This window comes from Ruegeria lacuscaerulensis (assembly GCF_013034745.1).
In the GTDB taxonomy this organism is placed as follows: Bacteria; Pseudomonadota; Alphaproteobacteria; order Rhodobacterales; family Rhodobacteraceae; genus Ruegeria; species Ruegeria lacuscaerulensis_B.
Map to the genome: position 1 here is coordinate 249,908 of NZ_WQGP01000006.1, position 16,085 is coordinate 265,992.

Annotated in this window: 14 protein-coding genes; 6 read left to right on the forward strand and 8 right to left on the reverse strand. The window is 58.1% G+C overall.

Translation table 11 applies throughout. From position 1 onward, the window contains the following. Nucleotides 1-155: 155 nt before the first annotated feature. Genes GOV79_RS13905 through GOV79_RS13925 form a run of 5 tightly spaced genes read left to right on the forward strand, consistent with a single transcriptional unit; the run spans nucleotide 156 to nucleotide 6,477 of the window. Entirely contained in the window at nucleotides 156-1,994 is a 1,839-nt protein-coding gene (locus GOV79_RS13905) for an ABC transporter ATP-binding protein (RefSeq protein WP_170786147.1), read from the forward strand. After that, entirely contained in the window at nucleotides 1,991-3,823 is a 1,833-nt protein-coding gene (locus tag GOV79_RS13910; protein WP_170790218.1) for an ABC transporter ATP-binding protein, read from the forward strand. The genes GOV79_RS13905 and GOV79_RS13910 overlap by 4 nt, the downstream gene beginning before the upstream one ends. 47 nt (nucleotides 3,824-3,870) lie before the next feature. Then, nucleotides 3,871-5,094: a class I SAM-dependent RNA methyltransferase gene (locus GOV79_RS13915; RefSeq protein ID WP_170790219.1), complete on the forward strand. Its 1,224-nt coding sequence runs from the start codon at nucleotides 3,871-3,873 to the stop codon at nucleotides 5,092-5,094. Between the two features lie 18 nt (nucleotides 5,095-5,112). After that, complete coding sequence (locus tag GOV79_RS13920) at nucleotides 5,113-5,898, forward strand: ion transporter (RefSeq protein WP_170771393.1); 786 nt, start codon at nucleotides 5,113-5,115, stop codon at nucleotides 5,896-5,898. A gap of 60 nt (nucleotides 5,899-5,958) precedes the next feature. Beyond that, nucleotides 5,959-6,477 carry a L,D-transpeptidase family protein gene (locus GOV79_RS13925; RefSeq protein WP_170771395.1) on the forward strand — a complete coding sequence of 173 codons (519 nt, stop codon included), beginning with the start codon at nucleotides 5,959-5,961 and terminating at the stop codon, nucleotides 6,475-6,477. On the opposite strand, the gene GOV79_RS13930 is transcribed toward GOV79_RS13925, so the two are convergent. The 7 genes from GOV79_RS13930 to cysQ all read right to left on the reverse strand — a co-directional run bounded on the left by GOV79_RS13930 (nucleotide 6,461) and on the right by cysQ (nucleotide 14,436). Further along, the gene (locus tag GOV79_RS13930; protein ID WP_170790220.1) at nucleotides 6,461-7,903 is read right to left on the reverse strand and encodes a nodulation protein NodH; all 1,443 of its coding nucleotides are present in this window, start codon (nucleotides 7,901-7,903) and stop codon (nucleotides 6,461-6,463) included. The genes GOV79_RS13925 and GOV79_RS13930 overlap by 17 nt on opposite strands. Before the next feature lie 6 nt (nucleotides 7,904-7,909). Then, nucleotides 7,910-9,607 (reverse strand): DUF5927 domain-containing protein, encoded by a 1,698-nt coding sequence (locus tag GOV79_RS13935; RefSeq protein WP_170790221.1) that lies wholly within the window; start codon nucleotides 9,605-9,607, stop codon nucleotides 7,910-7,912. Further along, a complete protein-coding gene (locus GOV79_RS13940) occupies nucleotides 9,604-10,590 on the reverse strand; it encodes a glycosyltransferase family 2 protein (protein ID WP_170790222.1) in 987 nt (328 codons plus the stop codon). The genes GOV79_RS13935 and GOV79_RS13940 overlap by 4 nt, the downstream gene beginning before the upstream one ends. Nucleotides 10,591-10,726: 136 nt before the next feature. Next, nucleotides 10,727-11,791: a glycosyltransferase family 2 protein gene (locus GOV79_RS13945; protein WP_331252619.1), complete on the reverse strand. Its 1,065-nt coding sequence runs from the start codon at nucleotides 11,789-11,791 to the stop codon at nucleotides 10,727-10,729. Between the two features lie 7 nt (nucleotides 11,792-11,798). After that, on the reverse strand, nucleotides 11,799-12,782 hold the full coding sequence (gene galE / locus GOV79_RS13950; protein ID WP_170790224.1) for a UDP-glucose 4-epimerase GalE: 984 nt from the start codon (nucleotides 12,780-12,782) through the stop codon (nucleotides 11,799-11,801). A gap of 56 nt (nucleotides 12,783-12,838) precedes the next feature. Further along, nucleotides 12,839-13,639, reverse strand: coding sequence for a 3-deoxy-manno-octulosonate cytidylyltransferase (locus tag GOV79_RS13955; protein ID WP_170790225.1), 801 nt, complete (start codon nucleotides 13,637-13,639; stop codon nucleotides 12,839-12,841). Further along, nucleotides 13,639-14,436 (reverse strand): 3'(2'),5'-bisphosphate nucleotidase CysQ, encoded by a 798-nt coding sequence (gene cysQ, locus GOV79_RS13960; protein WP_170790226.1) that lies wholly within the window; start codon nucleotides 14,434-14,436, stop codon nucleotides 13,639-13,641. The genes GOV79_RS13955 and cysQ overlap by 1 nt, the downstream gene beginning before the upstream one ends. 122 nt (nucleotides 14,437-14,558) lie before the next feature. On the opposite strand from cysQ, the gene GOV79_RS13965 reads away from it, so the two are divergent. Next, a complete protein-coding gene (locus tag GOV79_RS13965) occupies nucleotides 14,559-15,386 on the forward strand; it encodes an ABC transporter permease (protein ID WP_170790227.1) in 828 nt (275 codons plus the stop codon). Here the strand turns inward: GOV79_RS13965 and GOV79_RS13970 are convergent. Next, on the reverse strand, nucleotides 15,383-15,985 hold the full coding sequence (locus tag GOV79_RS13970) for an alpha-ketoglutarate-dependent dioxygenase AlkB family protein (RefSeq protein WP_170771411.1): 603 nt from the start codon (nucleotides 15,983-15,985) through the stop codon (nucleotides 15,383-15,385). The two genes, GOV79_RS13965 and GOV79_RS13970, sit on opposite strands and share 4 nt — an antisense overlap. Nucleotides 15,986-16,085: the final 100 nt, after the last annotated feature.

Below are 16,085 nucleotides of genomic sequence, written 5' to 3' on the forward strand. Positions count from 1 at the left end.
TGTGCTTACGTGCGCCTGTCACATGAATGGAGGGATGCGAATGTATTACGGGATCTGGTTCGGCTAAAGCCGGGACACGTTGACCCGTAAGGGTGGTGTTCTGGCACCATCTTTCTTCGCACGACCTATTATCTGCTCAATCTGGAGCACGCTTCATGTTTCGCTATTTCGAAAACCTTGTTGACCCTTTTGCCGCTTACACGGAAACCAACACGCCGCCCACGCGGCTGTGGCCGTTCATGCTGGAATATACCCGGCCCTTCTATGGGCTGTTTGTCTGGGCGGCGCTGATCTCGATCATTGTGGCCGCGGTCGAAGTTGGGCTGATCTACTACATGGGCCGCGTTGTGGACCTGTTGTCCGGCTCTCCGGCCGAAGTCTGGAAAGCCCATGGCACCGAGTTGATTCTGATGGCCATCTTCGTTCTGCTGCTGCGTCCGCTGTTGCATGTGGTGGATGTATTGCTGCTGAACAATGCAATTTTGCCCAATGTAGGGACTATTTTTAGATGGCGTGCCCATAATCATGTGCTGCGCCAGTCGGTGAAATGGTTCGAAAATGATTTCGCCGGCCGTATCGCCAACCGCATCATGCAGACGCCTCCCGCCGCGGGTGAGGCGGTGTTTCAGGTGTTTGACGCGATCTCTTTCTCGCTTGCGTATCTGGTGGGTGCGGCGATCCTGTTGATGGCCGCCGATCCGCGCCTGTTATTGCCGTTGCTGATCTGGTTTGCGCTCTATGCGCTGCTAGTACGATGGACGGTTGCGCGGGTGGGGCCCGCGTCCAAGGCGGCCTCGGATGCGCGGTCCGAAGTGACAGGGCGGGTGGTGGACAGCTATACCAACATCCATTCGGTCAAAATGTTTGCCCATGACGCGCAAGAGCTGGGCTATGCCCGCGAAGCGATCGAGGAAACGCGTCGCACGTTCCAGATCGAGATGCGGATTTTCACCATCATGGATGCTGTCCTGGTTGCGCTGAACGGGCTGCTGATCGTCAGCGTGGTCGGCTGGGCCATTGCGCTTTGGATGCAGGGTAGCGCCTCGGTCGGGGTGGTCGCGGCGGCGACGGCGCTGACCTTGCGGCTGAATGCGATGACCGGCTGGATCATGTGGGCGTTGACCAGCTTCTTTCGGGAGCTGGGTGTTGTGGCCGAAGGGATGGAGACGATTGCTCAACCCATCGACCTGCTCGATGCACCGGACGCACAGCCTTTGCAGCTGACCCACGGTCAGATCGACATCCGCGATCTGTCGCATCACTATGGGCGCGAGACCGGAGGGCTGGATCACATCAACCTGACAATTCAGCCTGGTGAAAAGATCGGTCTGATCGGGCGGTCCGGAGCCGGTAAGTCGACCTTGGTCAAGTTGCTTTTGCGGTTTTATGATGTCGAACAGGGCGCGATCCTGATTGACGATCAGAACATCGCACAGGTCACGCAGAACAGTTTGCGCAGCCATATCGGCATGGTGCAGCAGGACAGCGCGTTGCTGCACCGCTCGGTCCGGGACAACATCCTCTATGGCCGCCCCGGAGCGACAGAGGGGCAAATGATCGCCGCCGCCAAGCAAGCCGAAGCGCATGAGTTCATCCTTGATCTGCAAGACCCGCAGGGGCGCACGGGTTATGACGCGCATGTGGGTGAGCGTGGCGTGAAACTGTCTGGTGGCCAACGGCAACGAGTGACGTTGGCGCGAGTCATTCTGAAAGATGCGCCGATTTTGCTGTTGGATGAGGCGACGTCCGCCCTAGATTCCGAGGTCGAAGCCTCAATCCAGGAAACGCTCTACGGCATGATGCAGGGAAAAACCGTGATCGCCATTGCTCACCGTCTTAGCACGATCGCCCGCATGGACCGTATTCTGGTCATGGATGGCGGCAAGATCGTCGAGCAGGGTGGCCATGCAGAGCTACTGTCGCAGGGCGGACTGTATGCTCAGTTCTGGGCGCGGCAATCCGGCGGCTTTCTGAACCCGGAGGCCGCGGAATGAGGGTTGCTGACCTCATAAACCCGTTCAAATCCACCGAAACGCCCCCGCCGCAAACGCTGGGGGCGTTCATTCGCTGGAGCCTGTCGGGCGCCTGGCCGATGATCTTTGTTGCCGCGTTCTTCTCGGCGTCGGCAGGTGCGATGGAAGCCGGAACTGCCTGGATCTTGGGACGCGTCATAGACGTGGCGACCCAAGGCGGTCCCGAGGGTTTTCTGAGCGGCAGCAATCTGTGGGTCATCCTTGGCGGTGCCGCGTTCTTCATGCTGCTGCGCCCTGTGTTTTTCGGCATGTCGGCCCTGTCGAACAACTATGTCGTGATGCCCAATATCACGCCCTTGGTGTTGGCGAAGCTGAACCGCTGGACTCTGGGCCAGTCGGTTACCTATTTCGATGACGATTTTGCTGGACGGATTGCGCAGAAACAGATGCAGACCTCGAACGCGATGGCCTCGGTCGTGTCCGAGACGATCAGTGCGATTGTCTTTGCGCTGGCCTCGCTTGTGGGTTCTTTGCTTTTGTTAGGATCGATTCATCCACTGGTGATGATGCCTTTTATCGGCTGGCTCATCGTCTACTTCCTTTTGATCCGCTGGTACCTGCCGCGAATCCGGTTGCGCTCGGGCGCGCGGGCCGGGGCGCGGGCGATGGTGTCGGGGCAGGTGGTGGATACGATCACCAATATCAAGACGGTCAAGCTGTTCGCCCATTCCGCGTTCGAAGATCAGGCCGCGCGTACAGCTATGGTCGATCTACGCGAAAGATCTCTGGAGTTCGGCAGCCTGTCCGCCGCTTTCCGGTTCATCCTGATGGTGCTGGCAGGTGTTCTGCCGGTCTTGCTGATGGGCGCGACCTTGTTGCTGTGGCGCAGCGACATTGCGACTGCGGGTGATATCGTTGCGGCGGGCGCAGTCTCGATCCGCATTTCGCAGATGACCGGCTGGGTCAGTTTCACCCTGATGGGTCTTTACGCCAATATCGGCGAGGTCGAAAATGGCATGAAAACCCTGGCCAAACGTGACCGGGTCGAGGATGCACATGCCGCAAAGGAACTGAAAGTGGGTCAGGGTCAGATCGCCTTCGACCACGTTAGCTTTGCCTATGGTCGTGATATCGGCGGCGTATCGGATGTGGATTTGGTCATTCACCCCGGCGAAAAACTGGGGATCGTTGGGGCTTCTGGCGCAGGGAAATCGACGCTCGTTTCGCTTCTATTGCGGCTCTATGACGGGGAAAAAGGCGCTATTCGTATTGATGGGCAGGACGTGTCGCAGGTGACGCAGGACAGCCTGCGCCGTCAGATCGGCATGGTCACGCAGGAAACCGCGATGTTCAATCGCTCGGCGCGTGACAATATTCTGTACGGCCGCCCCGATGCTTCTGAGGATCAGATGATTGCCGCCGCAAAAAAGGCCGAGGCGCATGAATTCATCCTGTCCCTGCAAGATGCTCACGGTCGCACCGGCTATGACGCGCATCTGGGTGAGCGGGGCGTAAAGCTGTCGGGTGGACAGCGTCAGCGCATCGCTTTGGCCCGCGCAATCCTCAAAGACGCCCCAATTTTGGTGCTGGATGAGGCGACCTCGGCGCTGGATTCCGAGGTTGAGGCGTCGATCCAGACAGCCCTGCACCGCGTGATGGAAGGCAAAACCGTTCTGGCCATTGCCCACCGCCTGTCCACCCTCAGCGAGATGGACCGGATCGTGGTTCTGGATCAGGGCCGCGTCGTCGAATCCGGCTCGCATGACGCGCTGCTGGATCAAGGCGGGCTTTATGCGCGGTTCTGGCACCGCCAGTCGGGCGGATTCATTCAGGCCGAGGCGGCGGAATAGCGCCCAAAGGGCTTTTGTTGTGTGCAAAGCACCTGTATCAGGCCCGCATGACTCAGACATTCACCATAAACCGCCTTGGCCATCAGGGCGACGGGATAGCCGACGGTCCCGTTTATGCCACCCGAACCCTTCCGGGTGAGGTGGTCAGCGGCACGCTTAACGGGCAGGTTTTGACTGATATCCGGGTCGAAACCCCCTCGGACCAACGGGTGAAGGCACCGTGTCGCCACTATAAGGCCTGCGGCGGCTGTCAATTGCAGCACGCGGCGGATGATTTTGTTGCTGACTGGAAAGTGGCGGTGGTGCGCAACGCGCTGGCCGCGCAGGGGCTCGATGCCCCGATGCGGCCCATTCACACCTCGCCGGAACGTTCGCGTCGCCGTGCAACGATTGCCGTGCGGCGGACGAAGAAAGGCACGCTTGCCGGGTTCCATGGACGCGCGTCTGATACCATCACCGAGATCCCCGATTGTCACCTGCTGGACCCGGCCCTGATCGCTGCCATTCCCGTGGCCGAGGCGCTTGCGCTGTTGGGTGGTAGTCGCAAAGGTGTGCTGGCGGTGACCCTGACCCTGTCCGAAGGCGGGCTGGACGTTGCGGTCAAAGGCGGCAAGCCGCTGGATGGCCCGTTGGAACTGGCCCTTGCGCAAGCGACCGAGAAACACGGGCTTGCCCGCCTCAGTTGGGAGGGCGAGGTTATCGCGATGCGCCACGCCTCGGTTCAGCGCTTCGACGGAGCTGCGGTTGTACCGCCGCCCGGTGCGTTTTTGCAGGCGACGAAAGAGGGCGAACAGGCTCTGTTACAGGCAGTTTTGCAGGCCACGCAGGGGGCAAAGCGGGTTGTCGATCTGTTTGCAGGATGCGGAACCTTCTCGCTGCCTCTGGCGCAAACTGCCGAAGTTTATGCAGTTGAGGGCGAGTCTGCGATGACCGACGCGTTGGATCAGGGGTGGCGCCGGGCACAGGGGTTGAAAAAAGTCACGACCGAGGCGCGCGATCTGTTCCGCCGCCCGCTGATGCCGGACGAGCTGAAACCCTATGACGCCGTGGTGCTGGACCCGCCCCGCGCCGGGGCAGAGGCACAAACTGCCGAGCTGGCGCAGGCCAAACCGCCGGTGATTGCCTATGTTTCGTGCAACCCGGTCACCTTTGCCCGCGACGCAAAGACGCTGGTTAACGCAGGCTACACCCTTGAATGGGTACAGGTGGTTGACCAATTTCGGTGGTCGTCCCACACCGAACTTGCCGCCCGGTTCGCTCTGAACCCCTAATCGCACTGGAGATCCCGAATGGGCATCAATCAGCGTCTGCTGACCATTATAGAAGCGCCGATTTTCGGCAAATTCATCACCGGTGTCATCCTGTTTAACGCCGCTCTCTTGGGCATGGAAACCTCCGAGACGTTGATGGAGGCTGCGGGCCCTTTGATCGTGACTCTGGATAAGCTTTGTCTTGCGATCTTTGTGGCCGAGATCGCGATGAAACTGGTCGCGACCGGGCGTCGGTTCTTCACAAGCGGCTGGAATATCTTTGATTTTATCATTGTGGGCATAGCTCTTGTCCCCAGTGCCGGCGCATTGTCTGTGTTGCGGGCATTGCGAATTCTGCGAGTGTTACGCGTGATCTCGGTCGCGCCGCGCCTGCGTCGGGTCGTCGAAGGCTTTATCTCGGCGCTGCCGGGCATGGCCAGCGTATTTTTGCTGATGGCGATACTGTTCTATATCGGGGCTGTGATCTCGACCAAGCTGTTCTCGGGCAGCTTTCCCGACTGGTTCGGCGATCTGGGTCTGTCGGCCTATACACTGTTTCAGATCATGACGCTGGAAAGTTGGTCTATGGGGATCGTCCGCCCAGTGATGCAGGTTTATCCCTATGCATGGCTGTTCTTTGTTCCCTTCATCATGGTCACGACCTTTGCAGTTGTGAACCTGCTGGTTGGTCTGATCGTGAACTCGATGCAGGACGCGCACCATGCCGAGGATGAAGTGAAAACCGATGCCTATCGGGACGAGGTGCTGGAACGGCTGGAAAATATCGAACGACGCCTGGCCGAGCGGGCGAACAGCAAAAAGTGATTTCAGTTTTTGTGTTTTATGGCATAATTTCGGAAAAAAATAAGTAGCAGGCAGTGAAATATGGATCGTCGAGCATTTGGATTGGGTGCTGTGGCAGCGGTAGGCCTTTCGGCCTGTGCCTCGGCCAGCCCACGTTTTCTAACTTATGATGGACCCGAAGTAACATCTTTGGTCATCAACAAGGGCGCGCGGAAGTTGTATCTTCTGCACAACGAACACGTCCTCAAGGAATATAATGTAGATCTTGGATTCGCCCCCGAAGGGACCAAGACCAAGCGCGGCGATGGGCGCACCCCCGAGGGCACCTATCTGATCGACCGCCGCAACCCCAACAGCCGATATCACTTGTCGTTGGGAATCTCGTATCCCAATTCCAACGATGTTGCGCAGGCCAAAGCCGCCGGGGTTGATCCGGGTGGGGATATCTTTATCCACGGCCAACCGAACAGACGGGCTGAACGCAAACGCGCCAAGAAAACGCCCGATTGGACGGCAGGCTGCATCGCCGTCAAGAATGAAGAGATTGAAGAGATCTACGCGATGGTAAACCGCGGCACGATCATCACCTTGCGCGCGTAACCGGTTTCCACCGATCAAATCCGAATTGCATATAGTCGCGCTGGTAGGTTTCGGCCGCCAGCGCCTCGATTTTTTCGTCACAAATGTCTGACAGGTCGTAAGGCGCATCGCGCACTACGGCCGTTGGAGTCGGGGGGGCCTCATGGCCGAAACGGCGCGCCAACTCGGGCAGGGCAGTGGTGACGTCTTCTTCGCGTAGGATCAGATCAGGGGGCGTGAAACCCGCCATCCCCTCCAGCACTTGTGCCTGGCTGCACCAGACCCCGTCAACGCGCACCGGAGTCTGACCGGCCAGATTCTGGCGGAGAAAGGTCAGGAATTCGCAAAAAGCCTGATGGTGCTGCTCGATCGGATAATTGCCGTCGCTCAATTGACCGGGGATTGGCAGTTTGAACCGATTGCGCAGCATGTTGCGAATTTTCAGATAAGCGCCCGGTTCGGTGCTGAGGATATAGCGGCAATAGGCCGTATGAGCCCGCGCCAAAGGGTGGCGCAGCACCGTGAATTTGCGGTGTCCGGGATGTGATTGCAGCCAGTTCCGTGCTTGTCGCCTGTTCTGGCCCGTGGTCAGATTATCCTGCGGCACGCCATCCAGATCCGCCAGCCATTGCGTAATCGGCCCTTCCAGCCCGCCGCGCACAGGCAGATACATCAGCGGCGTTTGCGGGGCGGCCACATAGGTCGCAACAGCCGGACCGCGCCGGGGCTCGAAATTCGGCGTGCGATGCAGGTTGAACCGGTCCAGAGTGGGCAGCGCGCGCTCCATCTCATCAGGGTTTGTCACTTTGGAGCGCGCCGGTTCCGGGTTTTGCGGTTTGAGCGTGTCGTCCAATGCATCCAACCGCGCCTCAACCCCCAACCATGCGGCCAGGCCGTTCAAACTGTCCAGCCGCCGCAGATCCTCATAGGCAAGGTAGAAGGGGGTCTGACCGGTGGCTTGCATCTGGTGCAGGATCGAGGTTTGGAAGGCGTGGTGTTGATCCAGAAACCGTTCGAACTCGGCCGCGTCAAAACCAACCTGCGCTTCGCGCCGTCGCTTTATGTTCTTGAGCTGCCATTGCTTGGTTTCCCGCGCGATCTTAAGCGAAACATAGCTGTCCAAAGGATTGCGCGTCAGAATAATCTTGGCGCAGCGCGGATCGGTCAAAACAGGCTCTAACACACGATTGTCGTGACCGTCGAAAAACCGAAACCCGTTCAGACCGTCGCCCGACCGGATGGCGTCCAGCAGGGACAGCGGGTCCGCATCGCGCTCATCCAACGTGATCCCCAGCAGATCGTCCTTTTTGATGCGCCCGATGAAATGCGGGTTGAACGCCTCTCCATGGCTGGTCACGCCGTCCAGCGCATTCAGGTTTGCTTCCAAAAGGTTCGAACCGGTGCGCATGGCTGCGAGAATAACGAAATAGTCGAAGGTCTTGGCCATTGCGTGCTATTGCACCAGATAGGGTTTCGGAAACGGGCGGAGTTTGGTGCCAAACACGTCATCCGCCGGAAAATCGCCCATCAAATAGGGGTGCATGCCCTGGTTTTTCAGATTTTGAAGGAATTGGCCAAATCCGCTGAGATCCACCATGGTGGGGGCTTTGGTCAAGTGGCCGTGGGGTTGTGTACCAATCTCATCAATCACGGTTTGTAGAGCTTCCATCGGCGATTCCACGAACTCGGCCAAGGTCCAGGTCCTGACCCGTGCCTTGGTCCAGACCGAGTTCAGAACCTCTAGCTGTTTGGTCTCGATTTGCTGAAGTCGCGCCGCCTCGGCCCGGATGTCGGCGAAATCCCGGTTGGACCGGAACAAGGGGATCGCCCAGGCCCCCGTGATGACCGAGATTTGGGCATTTCGGTCGCGGGCAAAGAACCAGTTGATCTTTTGCGTGTCGCGCGGGCTGAACTGAAAACATTGTCGTTCACCCCGCGTGTTCCAGATCAGGTTTGAAACGAATGCAGTGGGATTATAGTCGCGCAAAGTGGCGCAATCGCTTAAGGCACCGTTGATGACAGATGCCCCATCCACAAATTCGGCCCGCTCAGGGTCGAAAAGATGTCCGTGAACACGCGTTCCGGTACAATCCGTCAGCCAGGGTGCAAAATCATCGAACAACTCGGCAAAGCCCTGAAACACAGAATAGGGGAAACAGGTCAGGCCATTTTCGCTGCCATGGCGGGGGAAGCGGCTTTGCATGTACAGCCCGTCCCGGCCGCGGGTCCGACGTTCGACCGCTTTGGAAAAGACTCGGTCAATCTTGCCGGGGTTGGGCTCTGCCCGTTCCAACGCGCCGGATTGATCCTTCAGAAAACTTTGGTACAGACGATCAGCCTCGCACCAGATTTTGCGGGCAACAAAACAGTCGGACCGGCGCAGCAATTGTAGATGGTCGTCATAGAAAATATGCGGACGACCCTGAAAATCGAATTTCGACAGAGTCAGAGACCGGCTTTCAATATGTGTCGAATACATTCGGGCCAGCGTCTGGAAATAGCTTTCATCCGGTATCCAGACCCGACTGAAATAGCGGTCATAGGTCTTGCGTTTGGGGTCTTGCAGAATGGCGGACAGAGTCTGACGGGTCAGGCACCACCATTGGCTGCCCATATGTGGTACAAGACCGTCTGGAATTCGTCGGCGCAGACCGAGCGCGCGTTGGAGCTTCACATGGACATCAAACAATTTGCGATGCTTGCGCCAGGAAAACGGAAACCGCAGGGTGAACCGTTCCTGATCCAGCCCGCCAATTGTCCAACTGACATCTGCGGTCGTGGCGCTTTCGATGAAATCGACGCGGGGCCGCTGTGCAAGGTAGTCGATGAGTTCGGCAACTGGGCGCAGAGGCAGACACGCGCCAGAGGACAGAAAAACGTGATGCACATCGGGAAAAGCGTTCAACATCATCTCGGACGCTGATTGCGTGGCTCGCACAATTCCCCAGCCACCCCAGTGGCAGGTGAACCGGTCTGAAAAGCGGATCAGGGGTTCATCTTTACAAGCGGCTCTGAACGCAGCGCATGTGGGGTCGGGCACTTTGCGATCCACGTGAATGACAACAGGGCATCCGGCGGCGGCCCAATGGCGGGCAACCTGTTCGGCCCGGTTGAAGGCAGTGTGGACCAGCATGACAACCCCAAGGCTCATGCCCAGTTCCCCTTGGACATCAGGCCGAGAATCTCAAGCTGCCGCCAGTTGATGTATTTCTCGGACCAGTCACACCAGAACACCGTCTGATCCTCCAACCCTTCGGCATAGGCGCGGTATTCACCGGATTTGCGGTAGTGCTGGCCGCGTTGCATTTCTTCCAACGCCTTGGCGCCCAGCGTGTCGATCAGCTTGGCGTGCAGTAGGGCACCGCTGGCTTTTTCGCCGCCCCATTCGTCATAGACTTGATTCAACCCGCGCGGCAGCAGGGAATGGGTCGAGCTGACATAGACATAGCGCCGGTCCCATTTCACAAGCGGGATCTTGTTTAACGCGGGGGCTTTTTCCGGTGTGTCGCGAAAAAACGTGCGCGCGCGGGGGCCGCCCTGTATCCACAGGTTCCCATACTCGGGGTTCTTGGTGATCATGTAATTGCCCGCGTCGAACCAACGGGCGATTTCGAACGGGTCCTGACCCTCGTGGTAAGGTTCATCATCCACGGGTCCGCGTGGGTACATATCGACCAGCATGGTGCCGAAACTGCGCACGGCACATCCGTTCAACCAATCGGTTAAAGCGCGGATGGGGCGCGTGTCGCAGAACGGGTAGATAAAGAACTCGTCCGGGTCGACTGTCAGTACCCAATGACCGTGGGCGTATTTCCGCAGCAGGTAGTTGGACCAGTCGATGCCAAAGGTTGCCCGCCGATAGCTGGCATCAGTTGACCAAAGCGAGACATCGGGTTGATTGGCCAGAAACGCACCGGTTCCGTCCTCGCTGTCATTGTCGACGAACAGAAAGTGATCGACCCCCAGCTTTCGGTAATAGTCCAGGAAATACGGCAGGCGAATTTTCTCGTTCCGCACGACGCTGACCAGCAGAATATCGCGGCGGCTGATCTTGTTAGTCTGGTCCAAGACAGGCGTCAGTTCGCGCCGCTTGCGCAGGCAACGCAAAAGGCGGCGCTTGCGCCGCAATCTCATGCGATACGAATCCAACAGGCTCACGTGACGGCCCAACCTTTTACTTTACGCGAGCATCTCCGGGGCCTGGATCAACCAGAGTGGTGCCGGAGCATTGCCGCGTTATGCCATCTTTCCATCTATCAAAGCAACGCATTTACAAGTCGTTAGCCCGCGCGGCGGATTTCCACTCAATTTTTCCCATCAGGCCAAGCTGCTGAAGCTGTCTCCAGCCTTTGTAACGGGCCGAGTTGGGCGTCCACATGGTGGGGCGATTAAGAATGCTGTCGTAATACGTGTTGAATTGATCGGGGTCGTGGAAATGTTGTCGGCGAGTCTTTTCGACACCTGATTTCTCAACCACTTCGGGCAGGAATTTCGTATGCAGCAAAACCCCAGAGGGCGCGTTGTCGCCCGGTCCGTTATAGGCTGCGTTCAGCCTGCGCGGCAGGGCAGAATGACACGAATTCACATATGCATAGCGCCGCGACCAGTGGATCAGCGGGATTTTGTTCAATGTGGGTGACTTTTGCGGCGTTTCGGCAAAGAACATCCGTTCCCGCGCGCCCCCTTGAACCCATAGGTTCCCCAGCGGAGCCTGCCTCTGCATCCGATATGGCCCAGTGTCGAACCAGTTCAGAACTTCGGTTGGGTCGGCGCTGGGGTCATAGTCCTGCATCCCCAGTGACGTGTCGGGGTAGAGATCCAGCATCAATGCGCCAAATGCGTTTCGCCCGGTGCGGTTCAGCCATCCGGTGAGGTCTGGCAAAGGATGGGTGTCGTGGTCGGGATAAACTAACAGCTCATCTGCATCGACCATCAAGGTCCAATGGCCGTGACCGTATCGCATCTGCAACCATGTCAGCCAATCCAGACCAAAACGTGACGCACGATAGCTGGCCGTGGTTTGCCAAAGCGAAACGTCGGGTTGGCATTCGAGATACTCGGTTGAGCCATCGCCGCTGTCATTGTCGACGATCAGAAAATGACCGACGCCCAATGCGCGGTAATGGTTGAAAAACCACGGCAACCGATTGCGTTCATTGCGCAGGGTGGTGAAGGCCAGAATGGCACCGGGACGAATGTCGCTGGTCCGGTCTATCAGGCATGTCAGGTCATGTCGGCTGCGGAACGCACGCCACAAAAGCCGCCGACGTTTCAGGCGCAACCGGTATTTCTGCGCCCATGAGATCGGCGGGAGAGGGTTGGTGGCAGCGGTCACCGCGCCCTCATTTCTCGTAATGCCCGTTTTGATGCCAGCGCCATGCATCTGCAATCATCGTCTCTAACGTTGAGCTTTTTGGCGTCCAGCCCAGTTCAGCCCCGGCCCGAATCGAGCCGGAAACAAGCTTGGTGCAATCCCCCGCCCGACGCGGACCGATGGAATAGGGCACATCACGGTTGGTGATCGCTTTGGAATGACCGATGACCTCCATCACTGAAAAACCCGTCCCGGTGCCCAGATTGAACACGCGGCTGCCCTTGCCGTGCTCCAGCCAGTTCAGGCCCAGCACATGCGCATCGACCAGATCGCAGACATGTACATAGTCGCGGATGCAGGTGCCGTCAGGCGTGTCGTAGTCGGTGCCGAACACGGTCAACCCGTCGCGCTTGCCGTCTATGGCGTCCAGCATCAGGGGGATCAGATGAGTCTCGGGACGGTGGAATTCGCCCACTTCACCGTCGGGGTCCGCGCCAGCTACGTTGAAATAGCGAAAGATCACATGGTTCAGTACATGCGCGGCATCAAAATCGCGCAGGATATCCTCGATCGCGCGTTTCGAAGCCCCGTAGGCGTTCAGTGGCAATTGCGGCGTATCTTCGTCCAGAACCACATTGTCATGCTCGCCATAGGTGGCGCAGGTCGATGAGAATACGAAATTTTTGCAGCCCGCAGCGACCGTGGCCTCGATCAGATTGAGCGAGCCGGTGACGTTATTGGTCCAGTATTTTCCGGGCTCCGACATCGCTTCACCCACCTGGCTGAGGGCTGCGAAATGCATGACGGCGGCGGGTTTGTATTTGTCAAAGACCTCATCCAGCCTGGCTCGGTCCAGCAGGTCGCCCTGTTCGAACGGGCCGAATTTCACTGCATCCTGCCAGCCGGTGATCAGGTTGTCATAGGTGACGGGCGTGTATCCGGCCAGTTTCAACGCTTTGCAAGCATGGGACCCGATATATCCGGCGCCGCCGGTTACAAGAATATTCGTCATCGGACAGTCTTTTCCCGCGTTGTGGAAGGATGCAGTTCTGCATCAAGGCTCATGGTTTATTCCAAGCCCATTTCGGCCATCATCTGCTCTAGCTTGGGCACGTCTTGGGGGTTGTTCAGTTCCCAGAACTGGCGACCTTTGGCCTCGACCTCGACGCACAGAACTTTGCGACCATTTTCCATGAAGCGCAGCTGTTCCAGACCTTCCAGCTGTTCCAGCGGGCCCACCGGCCATGTGGGATAGGCGGCCAGCGCGTCAGGGCGATAGGCATAGACGCCTACGTGGTGAAACACCGGGGTATCCTCGGTGCCCGCATAGGTCTGCGCTGTGAAAGGCACCACCTCTTTCGAGAAATACATGGCGCTGTGATCGGACGCAAAAACCGCCGTAGTGCCGCCGACCCGGCCATGTTTGCGGTCGTTCAGCAGGCTGTTGAGCGCATCGCCATCGCAGCGAAGAACAGGTGTGGCCACACCGGCCTCGGGTGCGGCGCGCAGGCCCGCGATCAGGTCTTCCACAAACCAATGCGGTGTCAGTGGCGCGTCGCCCTGAAGGTTCACCACGATATCATAGCCCGCGCCCAGATTGGCATGGGTTTCAGCGCAGCGTTCGGTGCCATTCTGGCAGGTGTCTGAAGTCATCACCACCTCGGCGCCAAACCCTTCGGCCGCCTCGCGGATACGGTCGTCATCGGTGGCGACAACTACCTTGTCCACGCCCGACACTGAACAGGCCGCACGCCACGACCGTTCAATCAGCGTCATCGCCTTGCCGCTTGCCCCGGTCAGAGGCACCAGCGGTTTGCCCGGATAGCGGGACGAGGCATAGCGGGCGGGAATGGCGATCAGAACGGACATCAGGCTTCCTTCAACTCAACACCCGGAGCGTAGGCGATGAAGAACGGGTTTGCATAGCCGTCCTTGCCATAGGTCAGCGGTTCGTGGTTGTCGAAGCGAACCACCTTGCCGCCGGCACCGGCCAGAACTGCGTGACCTGCGGCTGTGTCCCATTCCATTGTGCGGCCAACGCGAGGGTACAGATCGGCCTCACCGGTTGCGACTAGACAGAATTTGAGCGATGAACCCGCGCTTTTGCTGTCGCGCACTTGATACTTGTTGATGTAGTCCTCAGTTGCCTGATCGCGGTGCGACTTGGAGGCCACGATCAGAAGCGCCGAATTGTTTGGTTTAGAGACGAGTATCGGCGTCACGTTGCCCACAACATCCTTGTCCAGAGCGCCGGTTTCCTCAACCGATTGTCCATCGGGCTGGGTATAAAACATGCGTCCCTTGGCCGGGGCGTAAACCACCCCGCGCGTCGGTACGCCATTTTCCACCAGCGCAATGTTCACTGTGAAATCCCCGCGACGGTTGATGAACTCTTTGGTGCCGTCCAGCGGGTCCACGATCAGGAACGTGTCGCCTTTCTCAGAGTGCGAGGCCGCCTGTTCCTCGGTCACCAGCAGGATATCGGGGAAGGCTGCGCGCAGGCCGGCCGAGATAAGAGCGTCCGCAGCCTCATCCGCTTCGGTCACAGGGCTGGCATCAGATTTGACCTTCACGTCGAAATCATCCGAGTTATAGATCTCCATGATCTTGTCACCGGCTTCCAGGGCCAAACGTCGAATGACGGGGATGAGGGCGTCGTAGGTCACAAAAAGGCTCCGTTCCTGTGATTTGTTGATTGAAAATCCTGACGGCCTTATGATGTCCCGGTTACGGAACAGCAAGAATTTCGTGCCAGATTGCTGGCAATAAAGCAGGAAAGACCGCGCAGGTGTATTACTTTAAGCGAAACCGGACGCTTTTGGGTGGTGCCTTCACCACCTCGGAACTGGTGTTTCATTCGGTGGTGCGCAGCATCCGTTCGCAACGGTCGAACGCGGTGCTGGCGGTGATCATGAATATCGTCCAGATCCTTGCGCTGGTAACGGTGTTCTATCTGATCATGACGTTGGTTGGAAAGATAACCGGCTTGTCCAAGATTCGCGGCAATCCCATCCTGTTTCTGCTGTCAGGAGTGTTTCTGTTTCTAACCCACGTGAAATCCGTAAGCGGCGTGGCCGGGGTTGCGACCGGAAACAACCCGATGATGCTGCATTCGCCGATGAACATGATGGTGTCGCTTCTGGCGGCGGCGTTCGGGACGTTCTACACGCAACTGGTTTCGATCCTGGTCATCCTGTTCATGTATCACGTCGCCATCGAACCGCTTGAAATACAGGATCCGGGTGGCGCGTTCTATATGCTTGTGCTGGCCTGGTTTACCGGCAGCGCAGTTGGCGTCCTGTTTATGGCGCTCAAGCCCTGGCTTCCGACATTTGTGTCCATTTCGTCCGTCGTCTACCGTCGGATCAATATGATCTTTTCTGGCAAGATGTTTGTGGCCAACAGTCTGGGTGGGTTCACTTTGACCATGTTTATCTGGAACCCGCTGTTTCACGTCATTGACCAATGCCGCGGGTTCGTGTTTCGCAACTATTTCCCGCGCCAGACCAGCTGGGAATACGCGCTTTGGGTAGGCATTATCCTGCTTTTGATCGGTTTGCTGGGCATTTTCTTCACCCGTCAGCACGTGTCGAAAAGCTGGGGGGCGCGCAGCTAGGTCGCCACGCGCAACGTCAGATTGATCCGACCACCCTTGGGCAACAGTTTGGATGATCCGAACCGGATACGGTCCACCCCGTGATAGGTCAGGCGCGCGGGGCCGCCCATGATCACCACATCGCCCGAGTTCAGCCAGATCGACTCGGTCTTGCCGCCACGGGTGGTGTTGCCGATGCGAAACAAAGCATCATCGCCCAGCGAGATTGACAGGACTGGCCAGGAAAAGTCAGCTTCATCCTTGTCCTGATGCAGGCCCATGCGGGTGCCCTCGCCATAATAGTTGATCAGGCAGCAATCTGGGTCGCGCTCGACGCTGGCGAGGGCGTGCCAGATTTCAAGGATCGGATCGGGTATCGCGGGCCATGCCACCCCCTTGGGATGGTGATCCTGATACCGGTACCCCGCCCGGTCCGACACCCATCCCAGCGCCCCGGCCGAGGTCATTCGGACCGACATCTCTTTGCCTGATGGCGTCGTCGGGCGGAACAGGGGTGCGGATTTCAGAATCGGGCGCAACAGGTCGATCAGCGCGGTCTGCGCCGCCACATCCAGATAGGCTTTTCTGATATCGAAATCGCGCAAAAGCAGCCGCGTCATCGAAGATTCCTCAATCCTTGCCGAAACGTTGCAAAAAAGGCCCCAGATTCCCGAAAACCTGCGATTTACACCGCTTGCAGGCTTTTGGTCTCGCCCTTAT

Coding starts and splice junctions, on each gene's coding strand:
- GOV79_RS13905 (WP_170786147.1), top strand. CDS start 156: ATGTTTCGCTATTTCGAAAACCTTGTTGACCCTTTTGCCGCTTACACG.
- GOV79_RS13910 (WP_170790218.1), top strand. CDS start 1,991: ATGAGGGTTGCTGACCTCATAAACCCGTTCAAATCCACCGAAACGCCC.
- GOV79_RS13915 (WP_170790219.1), top strand. CDS start 3,871: ATGACTCAGACATTCACCATAAACCGCCTTGGCCATCAGGGCGACGGG.
- GOV79_RS13920 (WP_170771393.1), top strand. CDS start 5,113: ATGGGCATCAATCAGCGTCTGCTGACCATTATAGAAGCGCCGATTTTC.
- GOV79_RS13925 (WP_170771395.1), top strand. CDS start 5,959: ATGGATCGTCGAGCATTTGGATTGGGTGCTGTGGCAGCGGTAGGCCTT.
- GOV79_RS13930 (WP_170790220.1), bottom strand. CDS start 7,903: ATGGCCAAGACCTTCGACTATTTCGTTATTCTCGCAGCCATGCGCACC.
- GOV79_RS13935 (WP_170790221.1), bottom strand. CDS start 9,607: ATGAGCCTTGGGGTTGTCATGCTGGTCCACACTGCCTTCAACCGGGCC.
- GOV79_RS13940 (WP_170790222.1), bottom strand. CDS start 10,590: ATGAGATTGCGGCGCAAGCGCCGCCTTTTGCGTTGCCTGCGCAAGCGG.
- galE (WP_170790224.1), bottom strand. CDS start 12,782: ATGACGAATATTCTTGTAACCGGCGGCGCCGGATATATCGGGTCCCAT.
- GOV79_RS13955 (WP_170790225.1), bottom strand. CDS start 13,639: ATGTCCGTTCTGATCGCCATTCCCGCCCGCTATGCCTCGTCCCGCTAT.
- GOV79_RS13970 (WP_170771411.1), bottom strand. CDS start 15,985: ATGACGCGGCTGCTTTTGCGCGATTTCGATATCAGAAAAGCCTATCTG.